Below are 12165 nucleotides of genomic sequence, written 5' to 3'. Positions count from 1 at the left end.
CTTTAACCTATCGCCGACGCACGCAATAATTTGCCGAGATCTTTTTTGATTTTGTTCGGATCTGCCTCTTTGGGGAAACGCATCATCAGGTTACCCAGTGGGTCTATCACATAGATATGGTCTGTGATCTGGCTGTCGGTTTCAGCTGGCAGCCATTTCTTCAATACGGCCGGATCGACTTTCAGCATGCGCGCACCATCATGCTGGCGTATCAACATGGTATCGATAGGCAGGTCATCGGTGATGAGCCATACGCGTTCTATCCTGTCCATTTCCTTGCCTTGCGCAGTACGCAACTGGCGAATGTCATACATTTTCTTCTGGCAAGCGGCAGCACAGGCACCACTGTCGACCTGTACCATCAGCCATTTGCCTTTATAGGCATCCAGCTCCACCGTTTTATCTGTCGCACTGTCACCCAGCAGATGCCCGGCCATTTTTGGCATAGGGTAGTTGCGTGGGTCCAGTATGGTGCCGTAATTGGTGCGGCCACTCGGCTTGATGACATAGTAGGCGAGATAAGAAAAGATCATCGGTGCGGCACAGACGGCCAGCACCATGAAAAGTTTCCAGCGTCCACCAGCAGTTTTTTTATCCATTTTTTCCACGACGAAATCCTGTAACTACAAAAAATATCAAGGCCATCAGCGCCAGGGCATACCATTGAAAAGCATAGCCACGATGCTTGTCTGCCCCCGCTGAAGGCAAGGGCCATTCACGCGACAAGCCATCGGCAGCGTTGGAGGTTTGTTCGAGCACGAAGGGATAGAGATCCCATCCGGTTTGTTTTGCCAGGGCCGACAACTCCAGGTTCTGCATGATGGCACCAGGTTTGACGGCATCTGGCTGTCCAAGTTGCATGACCCTGTCCAGTTGATCCCTGACTATGCCTTCCAGCACCAATTCACCATCCGCAGTGACGGGTGGCGTCACATGCATGCGGTCCCTGGCGTCACGTGGCTGCCAGCCGCGCGCGATCAATACATATTTATTGCTGCCTGCGACTTTGAAAGGCATCAGGGCATATAAACCGGCCTTACCCTGCAAGGGACGATTATCGAGATAAAGGGGCCATTCCCTGATCCATTGCCCGCGCACTTGCAGTTTTCGAAACGGCGCGATGCCTGTCGCTGCCGTGCTGCCATCAAGAGAAAGCGCAGGCAGATGCATGTTTGCTGTCATATGCAGGGCGATCGTCTCTTTTTCCTGCGCGCGCCGGGTTTGCCATTGCGCCAGAGCGATACCCAGGCTGACCAGCAGCAGGCTTGCAATGAAAGGGACCAGACGAAAACGGAAGGAAATGGGCATTAAGGTATTACAATAGAAAAATCGATAAACCTGCAATCAGCACGAACAATATACCAGTATGAAAATTCTTGTCGCCATCGCCTTTTTCCTGATCATCTTCAGTCTGGGATCTGCCCTGGTCTATCTGATGAAAGACAAGGGAAAAAGCAATCGCACCGTCAAGGCACTGGCATTTCGCGTTGGGTTTTCCATTACCCTGTTTCTGCTGATTCTGATCGCTAACCACTATGGCCTGATACAGCCAACGGGCATACGCTAAGTTATATCATGGCATCCCGGCCAAAGGCCATTCAGCAAGACATGCATATATGTAAAAAGCCGCACTAACTGTGCGGCTTTTTTGCGCTGCTAAGCGGATAACTTTACAGCCAGTAAACTACGACGTACAAACCCAGCCAGACCACGTCAACAAAGTGCCAGTACCAGGCAGCGCCTTCAAATGCGAAGTGATGCTCAGGTGTAAAGTGACCTTTCAGGACACGGTACAAGACAACTGACAGCATGATGGCGCCCATGGTCACATGGAAACCATGGAAACCAGTCAGCATGAAGAAAGTGGAACCATAGATACCGGAAGTCAGTTTCAGGTTCAGTTCATGGTAAGCATGGATATATTCATATGCCTGGAAGCCCATGAACACAGCACCCAGCAATACCGTAGCAAACAGCCAGATTGCGGTCTTCGCACGATGGCCTTCACGCAAGGCATGGTGAGAAATCGTCAGCGTCACACCCGAAGTCAGCAACAAGGCTGTATTAATCGTCGGGATAGGGAAAGGACCCATGGTCTTGAACGCTTCTATCGTTCCGGCAGGACCTGCATTACCCCAGTTTGCCGCAAAATCTGGCCACAAGACTTTGTGATCCAGATCAGCCAGCCAAGGCATACTGATGCTGCGTGCATAAAACAGCGCACCAAAGAACGCGGCGAAGAACATGACTTCAGAGAAGATGAACCAGCTCATGCTCCAGCGGAAGGACACGTCGATACGGGCGCTGTATTTACCGCCTTCGGATTCGGCAATAGCGTCACCAAACCAGTTATACAAAACCACCAGGGTCAGGATGATACCGGCAAAATTCAGGTAAGAACCCCAGGCCAGGCCATTTACCCAGGCAGAAGCACCCAGCATGGTCAGCAATAAGGTAGTACCGCCTAGCACTGGCCATTTGGATGGGCCTGGCACAAAATAATATGGCGCTTTAGCGTGTTGAGAACTCATTTCCATCTCCCGATGCAATTTAATTTACTACTTGAATTGTTATTTCGCGACAACGTGTTTGACTATCATGATCAGCACGGAAATAAATATAAGTGCACCTATGATGCCGGCAATTATCACGTGAACAGGATTTAACTGCGCTGCATCCTGTTCATAATCATTTTTCTTGCGTATTCCCAAAAACGACCAGAATACCGCTTTCATTGTTGCCAGAAACGAAGCTTTACGTTTGCTGGCTTCTTTCAAATCTGTCATGAACGTCCCGCTTGTTCGCCTGCCACTACTTGCGGTTTGCCACCTACTTCAAAGAAAGTGTAAGACAGGGTAATCGTCTTCACATCTTTTGGCAGCGCCGGGTCTATATAAAACACCACCGGCATTTGCCGCGCTTCATTTGGCCCCAGGGTTTGCTGCTTGAAGCAAAAACATTCCATCTTTTTGAAATAGCCAGCTGCTTCTTGTGGCGCGTAGCTGGGTATTGCCTGCGCATCCATCTTGTAAGACTGCTTGTTGACTACTTCATACATGATCTGTGTCATCTCACCAGGGTGCACTTTCATGCTCGTCACAGTGGGGCGAAAACGCCACGGGCCCTGCGTATTGGCATCAAATTCGACAGTTACTTCCCGGCTTCTGTCGATCTGGGAATTCGATATCTCTTTGGCCGAAATATCTTTCGGCGTCAGAATATTGACACCCGTCAATTCACAAATCTGTTTATAGATAGGCACCAGGGCATATCCAAAACCAAACATCAAGACAGCGATCACCAGCAACTTGCCCAGCATATTGGCGTTCAGCTTGCGCTTGCCACCTGCCTCCGGCTCTTCTTGCGACATTGCTACATCCTATCAGCGTAACCAGGTTTGCTTAATGATGACGCCGGCAAAAAACACCAGCGCGACAGAAAACAGAATGATGGCTGTTCTTAAGTTATTCGGTTTCTTACGATTAGTCATTTTTTTGTCTTGCTCCGGTACGACCGGAGCAAGCCTCAGACATCCAGCTATTATTTGAATTCAGGTGGTTCTTCAAAAGTATGGAAAGGCGCAGGGCTAGGCACTGTCCATTCCAGACCTTCAGCACCATCCCAAGGTTTTGCTGCTGCTGGCAAACCACCTTTGATGGAAGGAATAACCACGGCCAGAATAAAGTACACCTGCATCAGACCAAAACCGAAAGCACCAACCGTAGCCAACTGATTAAAGTCAGTGAACTGCGCAGGATAATCTGCATAGCGACGTGGCATACCAGCCAGACCCAGGAAGTGCATAGGGAAGAAAGTCACGTTGAACAGAATCAGCGAACCCCAGAAGTGGATTTTGCCGCGCATTTCGTTGTACATGAAACCTGTCCACTTTGGACTCCAGTAGTAATAACCGGCGAACAATGCAAACAGGGAACCTGCCACCAACACATAGTGGAAGTGGGCAACGACGTAATAGGTATCCTGCAACTGGATATCAATTGGTGTCACCGCCAGGATCAGGCCGGTAAAGCCACCCATGGTGAACACGAAGATAAAGCCGACTGCGAACAACATAGGCGTCTCGAAAGTCATCGAGCCTTTCCACATTGTGGCAACCCAGTTAAATACTTTCACGCCGGTCGGTACCGAGATCAGCATGGTCGCATACATGAAGAACAACTGTGCCGTCACTGGCATACCGGTTGTAAACATATGATGCGCCCAGACGATGAAGGACAGAATCGCGATGGATGCTGTTGCATACACCATCGATGCATAACCAAACAATGGCTTGCGGGCAAACGCAGGAACGATCTGGGAAACAATACCAAACGCCGGCAAAATCATGATGTACACCTCTGGATGTCCGAAGAACCAGAAAATGTGTTGATACATGACTGGGTCACCGCCACCAGCTGCATTAAAGAAAGAGGTACCGAAATGACGGTCAGTCAAAGTCATGGTGATCGCACCAGCCAGAACCGGCATCACAGCGATCAGCAGGTAGGCAGTAATCAACCAGGTCCAGCAGAACATCGGCATCTTCATCAAAGTCATGCCAGGAGCGCGCATGTTCAGGATGGTAGTGATGATGTTGATGGAACCCATGATGGAAGACGCACCCATGATGTGGACAGCGAAAATCGCCATGTCCATGCCAGGGCCCATTTGTGTGGACAAAGGTGCATACAGCGTCCAGCCAGCAGCAGTTGCGCCGCCAGGTACCCAGAACGAACCCAGCAACAGCAGGGCCGCCGGAGGCATCAGCCAGAACGAGAAGTTGTTCATACGGGCAAATGCCATATCGGACGCGCCGATTTGCAGAGGGATCATCCAGTTAGCAAAGCCAACGAAGGCTGGCATGATCGCACCGAAAACCATGACCAGGCCGTGCATGGTGGTCAACTGGTTAAAGAACTCCGGTTGCATGAGTTGCAGGCCAGGCTGGAATAATTCGCTACGAATACCCAGGGCCATGACACCACCGGCCAGCAACATCGTGAAGGCGAACCACAGATACAGGTTACCGATATCTTTATGGTTGGTTGCAAATAACCAGCGCTGCCAACCATGTGGATGGTCATGCGCGTGGTCGTGAGAGTGATCGTGAGCGTGATCAACTGTAGTAGTGCTCATCTTTTCTCCTGTTCTTCCTGTTTATTACTTACGCGCAGCCAGAACTTCAGCCGGTTGGACGATGTTTTCTGCTGACTTGTTCGACCAGCTATTGCGTGTGTAAGTGATTACTGCTGCAATTTCCGTGTCTGACAAGACTGCTTTCCATGCAGGCATGGCCGCTTTACCATTCAGCACCAGGCTGATCTGGGCAGCTTTTGGACCTGCCACGACTGCTGAACCGTCGAGGGCAGGGAAAGAACCAGGGATACCCTTACCAGTTGCCTGATGGCAGGCGACGCAGTTGGCAGCATAGACTTTTTCACCGCGCTGTTTGAGCTCATCGATAGTCCAGACCTTGCTTGGATCATCTGCCTTGGCAGCCATTTCTTTTTTCTTGGTGTCTACCCATTTTTTGTAGTCATCATCGGAAACGACGCTGACAACGATAGGCATGAACGCATGTTCTTTACCGCACAATTCAACGCACTGACCACGGTAGGTACCGATTTTTTCAGCTTTGAACCAGGTGTCGCGTACAAAACCGGGGATCGCATCTTGCTTGACGCCAAATGCAGGGATAGTCCATGAGTGAATCACGTCATTCGCAGTGGTAATGATACGGACCTTCTTGTTGACTGGCACCACGACCTGGTTATCCACTTCCAGCAGGTAGTTGTCACCACGTTTTTCAGTTGGTTCAACACCTGGCGCACCCACCTGGGTACGTGGCGTAGATAAAGTGGACAGGAAGGAAATACCTTCGCCGTCACCTTTCAGGTAGTCATAGCCCCATTTCCATTGCATGCCTGTGGCTTTAATGGTGATATCGGCGTTCGAGGTATCTTTCATTGCCACTACCGTTTTGGTCGCGGGCAAGGCCATGACGATAACGATAATGAATGGCACGATAGTCCAGGCGATTTCAACCGCGGTACTTTCATGGAAAGTTGCTGCCTTATGGCCTACCGATTTGCGATGCTTCAAAATGGAGTAGAACATTACCCCGAAAACCGCAACAAAAATCACCAGACAGATAACCAGCATCAGGTTATGAATGGAATAAATTTGCTCGGCAATTTGCGTAACAGGTTTTTGCAGATTCAACTGCAATACCGCCGGACCGCCCTGGCTGTCTACCGCCGGACCATTGACTACCGCCATCGCTGGCAGACCAGCCGCTAACAGCGAAGCACCCAGCATGAACGACTTTAATCGCTTAGCATGTTTCATGATTTCCCCAAAACCCGATTAGAATTCTTTTAACAGAGCACCCGGGACACAAATTTAAAAAAATAACAACATGCGTGCCGGCAACCTCCACAACTGCGAGAGTATAAGGCGTAAAGCAGGGTGATATCAAGCAGAATACACTCGCCAAATCCCTGATCTGGCGCAAATGTCACAAAGATTTGGCTAGGAAAATGCCGATTTCCAGCATTTTTCTGATGTCGCTCAAGATGCTTTTTTAGGAAGATCAAAACGCACGATGGCTTCACCGGCAGCGGTTTTTCTGGTGACCGGGCGAAACGCATGACCATATACGACTTCAAAAGTCAGCTCAATCCGGCCTTGACCTTGCGTATTGCGCCGGCTTTCCAGCGCTGCCAGCATTTGTTGATAGGCTTGGCGCCCGAGCAAGCCTGTCTTTCGCGTCAGCAAGGGATTGCCGCCAAAAGCACGTACGTCTGCCAGCAGTTTTTTCGGGTCAGTATAAGTCAGGGTGATTTTTTCCATATCCATCACCGGCGTGGAAAAACCGGCATTGACGAGCATGTCGCCAAAATCATGCATATCGACAAAGGGCAAGGCATGGGGCAAATCATCAATGCCTGCGAAAGCCTGACGCAATTCAATGAGCGTATCAGGGCCAAAGCAAGAGAACATCAATAAGCCCTCGGTACGCAAGACCCGGCGCCATTCAGCAAACACCAGATCAGGCTGCGGATGCCAGTGCAGTGCCAGGTTGGACCAGATCAGATCCAAGGACGCCGGAGCCAGCGGCAGACGGGCGAAATCAGCACATAGCAAATGCTGACCGGCATCCTGACGCAAGGCGCTGGGCGTCCATTTTGCCAGCAGGCGACTGACCGCACTCAAAGCAGCCTGCTGTTTTTGCAAGCCTGCCTTCAACATGGCTAATGAGGCATCCACACCAAACGCCTGTGCAGCGGGATATGTTTTTTGCAATTCGGCAATATCATCCGTCTCACCGCAACCAGCATCAAGAAAAGCGAAGGGTTGAATTTTTACCAACTCCAGCTTTTCACGCATGCGCGAGGCAATTTCACGTCTGAGAAAATCCGAAGCCCTGATTTTTTCTGGTTGCGCAAACAGGCGGCGTACCAGCTGCAGGTCAATAGGGGCACTAAGCATAAACAAATCAATAACAAAAGGGGTTTGAACACCTGAGGGGATGCGCTAAGCTGCCAGTTTACACGCTTGCGTACACAATCACAGACAAACTCATGGCGGCATTTCGTGCGATTTCATTGCTACACTGGAAAAATACGCTTTCTGCACTTTCCGCGCTGATACCTGGCAGTTGCGCCCTGTGTCACGAAACTTGCCAGCAGGCAGTTTGCCCGGCATGCCATGTGCGTTATTTCCACCGCCAGCCATCACGCTGCCGGCAATGTGCCCTGCCTTTACCACCCGGAGCGGAGAGCCCGCGCTGCGGTGATTGCCTGCGCAATCCGCCGGCCTTTGATATGGCGGTCGCCGTTTGCGACTATGCAGCACCGCAAGATCAATTGCTGCTGGCGCTTAAATTCGGCCATCAACTCGCACTGGCACCCTGGTTTGCCAGCATGCTGACGGAGAGCATCCTGCGACAAACCAGCTTCGAATTACCGCAGTTGTTATGCGCCGTCCCTCTGGGTGCGCAAAGGTTGAGCGAGCGTGGCTTTAACCAGGCCATAGAAATTGCCCGCCCCTTGTCACAACAACTGGGTGTGCCGCTCACTACCCAACTATTTCATCGCAGCCGGGAAACCGCAATGCAGAGCAGCCTGCCCACCGACGCCCGTGCGCGCAATGTCAAAAATGCCTTCAGCATGGATGAAAACCAGATCGACGCGATACGCGGCCAGCATGTGGGCGTTGTCGACGATGTAATGACCACTGGCATGACCATGCATGAAATCGCTACAATGCTGAAACGTTTCGGTGCAGCCACCGTCAGCACCTATGTGTTTGCCCGCACCCTTCCCCATATTAACTAAGGAAATACCTTGTTCCACGTTGTTCTGGTTGAACCTGAAATACCACCGAATACAGGCAATGTCATCCGCCTGTGTGCAAACACCGGTGTGCAATTGCATTTGATCGAGCCATTGGGCTTCCCGCTTGATGACAGTAAAATGAAACGCGCCGGTCTTGACTATCATGATTATGCGACCATGAAGGTACACAAGAACTGGGAAGCATTCTGTGCGGCTGAACAACCAGATCCGCAACGCATGTTTGCCATGACTACCCATGGTTCGTCTACTTTTGCTACGCTGGCTTTTCAGCCCGGCGATTATTTTGTATTTGGAGCCGAAACCCGCGGCCTGGCCGTTGAACTGCGCGAATCATTTCCACCCGGTCAGCGCATACGTCTGCCAATGCGGCCTGATAACCGCAGCCTGAATCTGTCGAACACGGTTGCCGTGGTTGTCTACGAAGCGTGGCGACAAAATGGTTTTGCCGGCGGCAGTTAAGCAACACAAATTACCACGAAGGAAAGGGAATTCTGCATAGAATAGGGCTAAATCATTTAGGATTACAAAACCATCCCGTTGATGAATGCTGACAGGCATTCATTATCGTCACGCTACGAAAGGGCAAGGCCAGATTGTGAGCAATCCTATAAAAGGACAATTCGAAGACAATCTTCAGGACCTGCGTCATCTGGTCGATGCCCTGCCCGTCTGCATTTCCTATGTTGATAATGAGTACCGCTACCAGTTCATCAACCAGGTGTATATCAACTGGTTTGGTATCAGCAAAGCTGAGGTCATAGGCAAACACATGGCCGAAGTCATTGGCGAAGCGGCCTTTGAGCATGTGAAATTCCATGTAGAACAGGCATTGAGCGGGCAGTCGATCGCCTATGAAACTACCGTGCCTTACTTGCACGGCGGTGCGCGCGATATTGCAGCACAGATCCTGCCGGTATTTTCCAGCGATGGCACCGTAAAAGGCTGCTATGCGATGATCGTTGACATCAGCCAGCGCAAACGCGATCAGCAGCAATTACATATCAACGAAGAACGCTGGCAACTGGCGCTGGAGGCATCGGGAGATGGCGTCTGGGACTGGTGAAATCCTGTCTGACCGCCTTAAAGAAATATACGGATACGGCAAAGATGAAATCCCTGACCTGTCAGATGAACTGGACCGGCGTACCCATCCTGCAGACCTGAAGCAAATGCGGCTGGACAGACAGGCACATTTCGACGGACTGACGCCCATCTACATGAATGAACACCGGGTACAATGCAAAGATGGCCGCTGGAAATGGATATTAACGCGCGGCACGGTCATACAAAGAAACGCCGAAGGCAAGCCGATACGCGTAGTGGGGACCCATACCGATATTTCAGAGAGGAAACAGGCTGAAGTCGCCCTGGGTGAAAGCGAAGAACGCCTGCGCATGGCACTGTCTGCCACCCATCAGGGTCTGTATGACCTGAACGTGCAGACTGGCGATGCTATCGTCAGCGCCGAATACGCTGCCATGCTGGGCCATGCGCATGCCGGTTTTCGTGAAACCAGAGAAAGCTGGATAGCGCGCTCACATCCTGAAGATTTCCCTTTGGTCGAACGTGCGTTCGCTCAGCATCTGGAAGGCAAGTCAAAAGAATTTCGTGTTGAATTCAGGCAAAAGAAAGCCAATGGTGAATGGGGCTGGATATTGTCGGTGGGTGCGCTGGTGGAGTGGGACAGCACCGGCAAGCCGCTGCGCATGCTGGGTACCGTGCTGGACATCACGGAAAGAAAGAAAACCGAGGCACTGATCTGGCAACAGGCCAACATAGACACGCTGACCGGTCTGCCTAACCGGCGCATGTTCTATGACCGGCTGGATCATGACATCAAACTCAGCAAGCGTAATCAACTGCCGCTGGCCGTGCTGTTCATTGATCTTGATTATTTCAAGGAAGTCAATGACACCCTCGGGCATGCCACCGGCGATACCTTGTTGATAGAAGCGGCCAACCGTCTGCGTGCCTGCGTCAGGGAAAGCGATACCGTGGCCCGGCTCGGTGGCGATGAATTTACCGTCTCCCTGCCAGAAATGCGCGACCAGCAAAGATCAGAAAATATCGCGCAAAATATCATCCGCAGCATGGCTACGCCGTTTCAAATAGGCGGTGAAGAAATCTATCTTTCAGCCAGTATAGGCATTACGATTTATCCGCGGGATGCCGACAATCTGGAAGACCTCATCAAACATGCCGACCAGGCCATGTATGCAGCCAAAGGCCATGGTCGTAACCGCTTCAGTTACTTCACCCCCAGCCTGCAAACTGCGGCAATCGCCCGTCTGCGCATGACCAATGATCTACGCGCAGCCATTGCTGACAACAAGTTGCAGGTGTATTTCCAGCCCATCGTCAATTTGCTCACCGGTCGCATACAGAAGGCAGAAGCGCTGGTACGCTGGCAACACCCGCAACTGGGTTTTATCAGCCCTATGGAATTTATTCCCATTGCCGAAACCAGTGGCCTGATCGTTGCCATTGGCGACCTGGTGTTTAAAGAAGCCGTGCGCTGGGTGAAAAAATGGCGCGAACACTATCAGGCGGATTTTCAAATCAGTGTGAATCAATCACCGATGGAATTTCAGGGTGATCAGGAGCTCTATATCAACTGGTTCAGCTATCTGGCCAGCCAAAATCTGCCTGGCCAGGCGATTATCGTTGAAATTACCGAAGGCCTGCTGCTTGATGCCAGCCACAAAATCACCAGCAAGCTCTTGCAATTCCGCGATGCCGGCATACAGGTGGCGCTGGATGATTTTGGAACTGGCTATTCGTCGTTGTCGTACCTGAAGAAGTTCGATATCGATTACCTGAAAATAGACCAGTCCTTTATCCGCAACCTGGCACCGGATTCCAGCGATATTGCCTTGTCAGAAGCCATCATCATGATGGCTCACAAACTGGGCCTGAAAGTGGTGGCAGAAGGCGTGGAAACAACACAGCAAAGAGATTTACTGAAACAGGCGAGCTGCGATTTTGCCCAGGGTTACCTGTTTTCCAAACCGCTGCCACCGGAAGATTTTGAACGTCTGCTAAAAAATTATTCAGCTGCCTGACCTGACCTTGGCCAGCAATTTACTGGTGGAGCGGTCATGCTCAAAAACGATGGCCGCCACTTGTCCACCATAGGCCAGCACGGCCTGCCCTTCCGGTATCGTTGCCATATCGTAATCGCCGCCTTTGACATAGATATCCGGATGCGCTGCCAGCACAGCTTCGAGTGCCGTGTCTTCATCAAATTCCACAACCAGGCTGACGGCTTCCAGCGCTGCCAGCACAGCCATGCGGTCTTCACAGGCATTCACCGGGCGGTCATCGCCCTTGCCCAGGCGCCTGACCGAGGCATCGGTGTTCACCGCCACCACCAGCGAAGCACCAAATTCACGTGCATCAGCGAGATAGCTGACGTGACCGCGGTGCAGGATATCGAATACGCCGTTGGTCATGACCACAGGTTTGGGTAGCTCGCGTACACGTTCCGCCAATTGCTCGCGGGTAGTGAGTTTTTTTTCGAATTCAGGCATGAATATAGGTTTGGTAATTTACGGAAAAACCGCTCACCACAGAGGCACGGGGAAAATCGTAATCGTAATTTATTGTAGGCTGGGCCGGGCCTCCCTAGGCTACGTTTCATCAGCCCAACACTCGGCGTATAAATAACGTATTCGTTTATCAAAGGCACAGTGTTGGGCTGGTAAATCGTAGCCCAACCTACGGAAAACCACGCGATTTTCCTCTATGCCCCTCTGTGCCCCTGTATTGAACGGTCTTGAATTTATAAACAAAAACGCCGCTAATG

At 51.2% G+C, this 12165-nt stretch carries 15 protein-coding genes; 5 read left to right on the top strand and 10 right to left on the bottom strand.

From position 1 onward, the window contains the following. Positions 1 to 2: 2 nt before the first annotated feature. Positions 3 to 599 carry an SCO family protein gene (locus tag ACO0LH_RS14320; protein WP_422941779.1) on the bottom strand — a complete coding sequence of 199 codons (597 nt, stop codon included), beginning with the start codon at positions 597 to 599 and terminating at the stop codon, positions 3 to 5. Next, positions 592 to 1308 carry an SURF1 family protein gene (locus ACO0LH_RS14315; protein WP_422941778.1) on the bottom strand — a complete coding sequence of 239 codons (717 nt, stop codon included), beginning with the start codon at positions 1306 to 1308 and terminating at the stop codon, positions 592 to 594. Before ACO0LH_RS14315 ends, ACO0LH_RS14320 begins: the two co-directional genes overlap by 8 nt. 58 nt (positions 1309 to 1366) lie before the next feature. On the opposite strand from ACO0LH_RS14315, the gene ACO0LH_RS14310 reads away from it, so the two are divergent. Then, entirely contained in the window at positions 1367 to 1567 is a 201-nt protein-coding gene (locus ACO0LH_RS14310) for a twin transmembrane helix small protein (protein ID WP_422941777.1), read from the top strand. A 103-nt stretch (positions 1568 to 1670) separates the two neighbouring features. On the opposite strand, the gene ACO0LH_RS14305 is transcribed toward ACO0LH_RS14310, so the two are convergent. The 7 genes from ACO0LH_RS14305 to ACO0LH_RS14275 all read right to left on the bottom strand — a co-directional run bounded on the left by ACO0LH_RS14305 (position 1671) and on the right by ACO0LH_RS14275 (position 7491). Then, positions 1671 to 2531 (bottom strand): cytochrome c oxidase subunit 3, encoded by an 861-nt coding sequence (locus ACO0LH_RS14305; protein WP_422941776.1) that lies wholly within the window; start codon positions 2529 to 2531, stop codon positions 1671 to 1673. Positions 2532 to 2570: 39 nt separating this feature from the next. Continuing rightward, the gene (locus ACO0LH_RS14300) at positions 2571 to 2786 is read right to left on the bottom strand and encodes a DUF2970 domain-containing protein (RefSeq protein ID WP_110256436.1); all 216 of its coding nucleotides are present in this window, start codon (positions 2784 to 2786) and stop codon (positions 2571 to 2573) included. Next, complete coding sequence (locus ACO0LH_RS14295) at positions 2783 to 3370, bottom strand: cytochrome c oxidase assembly protein (RefSeq protein WP_422941775.1); 588 nt, start codon at positions 3368 to 3370, stop codon at positions 2783 to 2785. Before ACO0LH_RS14295 ends, ACO0LH_RS14300 begins: the two co-directional genes overlap by 4 nt. Positions 3371 to 3382: 12 nt before the next feature. Further along, a complete protein-coding gene (locus ACO0LH_RS14290) occupies positions 3383 to 3490 on the bottom strand; it encodes a cytochrome oxidase small assembly protein (protein ID WP_422941774.1) in 108 nt (35 codons plus the stop codon). A 50-nt stretch (positions 3491 to 3540) separates the two neighbouring features. After that, a complete protein-coding gene (gene ctaD / locus ACO0LH_RS14285; protein ID WP_422941773.1) occupies positions 3541 to 5136 on the bottom strand; it encodes a cytochrome c oxidase subunit I in 1596 nt (531 codons plus the stop codon). 24 nt (positions 5137 to 5160) lie between these two features. Then, a complete protein-coding gene (gene coxB, locus ACO0LH_RS14280) occupies positions 5161 to 6348 on the bottom strand; it encodes a cytochrome c oxidase subunit II (RefSeq protein WP_422941772.1) in 1188 nt (395 codons plus the stop codon). A gap of 222 nt (positions 6349 to 6570) precedes the next feature. After that, positions 6571 to 7491, bottom strand: a complete 921-nt coding sequence (locus ACO0LH_RS14275; protein ID WP_422941771.1) for a methyltransferase domain-containing protein — start codon at positions 7489 to 7491, stop codon at positions 6571 to 6573. A gap of 92 nt (positions 7492 to 7583) precedes the next feature. Between ACO0LH_RS14275 and ACO0LH_RS14270 the strand changes: the two genes are divergently transcribed. The 4 genes from ACO0LH_RS14270 to ACO0LH_RS14255 all read left to right on the top strand — a co-directional run bounded on the left by ACO0LH_RS14270 (position 7584) and on the right by ACO0LH_RS14255 (position 11422). Then, on the top strand, positions 7584 to 8339 hold the full coding sequence (locus ACO0LH_RS14270; protein ID WP_422941770.1) for a phosphoribosyltransferase family protein: 756 nt from the start codon (positions 7584 to 7586) through the stop codon (positions 8337 to 8339). Positions 8340 to 8348: 9 nt separating this feature from the next. Beyond that, positions 8349 to 8819, top strand: coding sequence for a tRNA (uridine(34)/cytosine(34)/5-carboxymethylaminomethyluridine(34)-2'-O)-methyltransferase TrmL (trmL, locus tag ACO0LH_RS14265; protein WP_422941769.1), 471 nt, complete (start codon positions 8349 to 8351; stop codon positions 8817 to 8819). Between the two features lie 136 nt (positions 8820 to 8955). After that, the gene (locus tag ACO0LH_RS14260) at positions 8956 to 9423 is read left to right on the top strand and encodes a PAS domain-containing protein (protein WP_422941768.1); all 468 of its coding nucleotides are present in this window, start codon (positions 8956 to 8958) and stop codon (positions 9421 to 9423) included. Continuing rightward, entirely contained in the window at positions 9404 to 11422 is a 2019-nt protein-coding gene (locus ACO0LH_RS14255) for a bifunctional diguanylate cyclase/phosphodiesterase (RefSeq protein ID WP_422941767.1), read from the top strand. Before ACO0LH_RS14260 ends, ACO0LH_RS14255 begins: the two co-directional genes overlap by 20 nt. Here the strand turns inward: ACO0LH_RS14255 and rfaE2 are convergent. After that, complete coding sequence (gene rfaE2 / locus ACO0LH_RS14250) at positions 11411 to 11890, bottom strand: D-glycero-beta-D-manno-heptose 1-phosphate adenylyltransferase (protein WP_422941766.1); 480 nt, start codon at positions 11888 to 11890, stop codon at positions 11411 to 11413. The two genes, ACO0LH_RS14255 and rfaE2, sit on opposite strands and share 12 nt — an antisense overlap. Positions 11891 to 12165 lie beyond the last annotated feature (275 nt).

The sequence above is a fragment of the Undibacterium sp. TJN19 genome (assembly GCF_049339485.1).
In the GTDB taxonomy this organism is placed as follows: domain Bacteria; phylum Pseudomonadota; class Gammaproteobacteria; order Burkholderiales; family Burkholderiaceae_D; genus Undibacterium.
Note: the sequence above shows the minus strand (reverse complement) of the source record. Positions and strands in the feature narration are given on the sequence as shown.

Coding starts and splice junctions, on each gene's coding strand:
- ACO0LH_RS14320 (WP_422941779.1), bottom strand. CDS start 599: ATGGATAAAAAAACTGCTGGTGGACGCTGGAAACTTTTCATGGTGCTG.
- ACO0LH_RS14315 (WP_422941778.1), bottom strand. CDS start 1,308: ATGCCCATTTCCTTCCGTTTTCGTCTGGTCCCTTTCATTGCAAGCCTG.
- ACO0LH_RS14310 (WP_422941777.1), top strand. CDS start 1,367: ATGAAAATTCTTGTCGCCATCGCCTTTTTCCTGATCATCTTCAGTCTG.
- ACO0LH_RS14305 (WP_422941776.1), bottom strand. CDS start 2,531: ATGAGTTCTCAACACGCTAAAGCGCCATATTATTTTGTGCCAGGCCCA.
- ACO0LH_RS14300 (WP_110256436.1), bottom strand. CDS start 2,786: ATGACAGATTTGAAAGAAGCCAGCAAACGTAAAGCTTCGTTTCTGGCA.
- ACO0LH_RS14295 (WP_422941775.1), bottom strand. CDS start 3,370: ATGTCGCAAGAAGAGCCGGAGGCAGGTGGCAAGCGCAAGCTGAACGCC.
- ACO0LH_RS14290 (WP_422941774.1), bottom strand. CDS start 3,490: ATGACTAATCGTAAGAAACCGAATAACTTAAGAACAGCCATCATTCTG.
- ctaD (WP_422941773.1), bottom strand. CDS start 5,136: ATGAGCACTACTACAGTTGATCACGCTCACGATCACTCTCACGACCAC.
- coxB (WP_422941772.1), bottom strand. CDS start 6,348: ATGAAACATGCTAAGCGATTAAAGTCGTTCATGCTGGGTGCTTCGCTG.
- ACO0LH_RS14275 (WP_422941771.1), bottom strand. CDS start 7,491: ATGCTTAGTGCCCCTATTGACCTGCAGCTGGTACGCCGCCTGTTTGCG.
- ACO0LH_RS14270 (WP_422941770.1), top strand. CDS start 7,584: ATGGCGGCATTTCGTGCGATTTCATTGCTACACTGGAAAAATACGCTT.
- ACO0LH_RS14255 (WP_422941767.1), top strand. CDS start 9,404: ATGGCGTCTGGGACTGGTGAAATCCTGTCTGACCGCCTTAAAGAAATA.
- rfaE2 (WP_422941766.1), bottom strand. CDS start 11,890: ATGCCTGAATTCGAAAAAAAACTCACTACCCGCGAGCAATTGGCGGAA.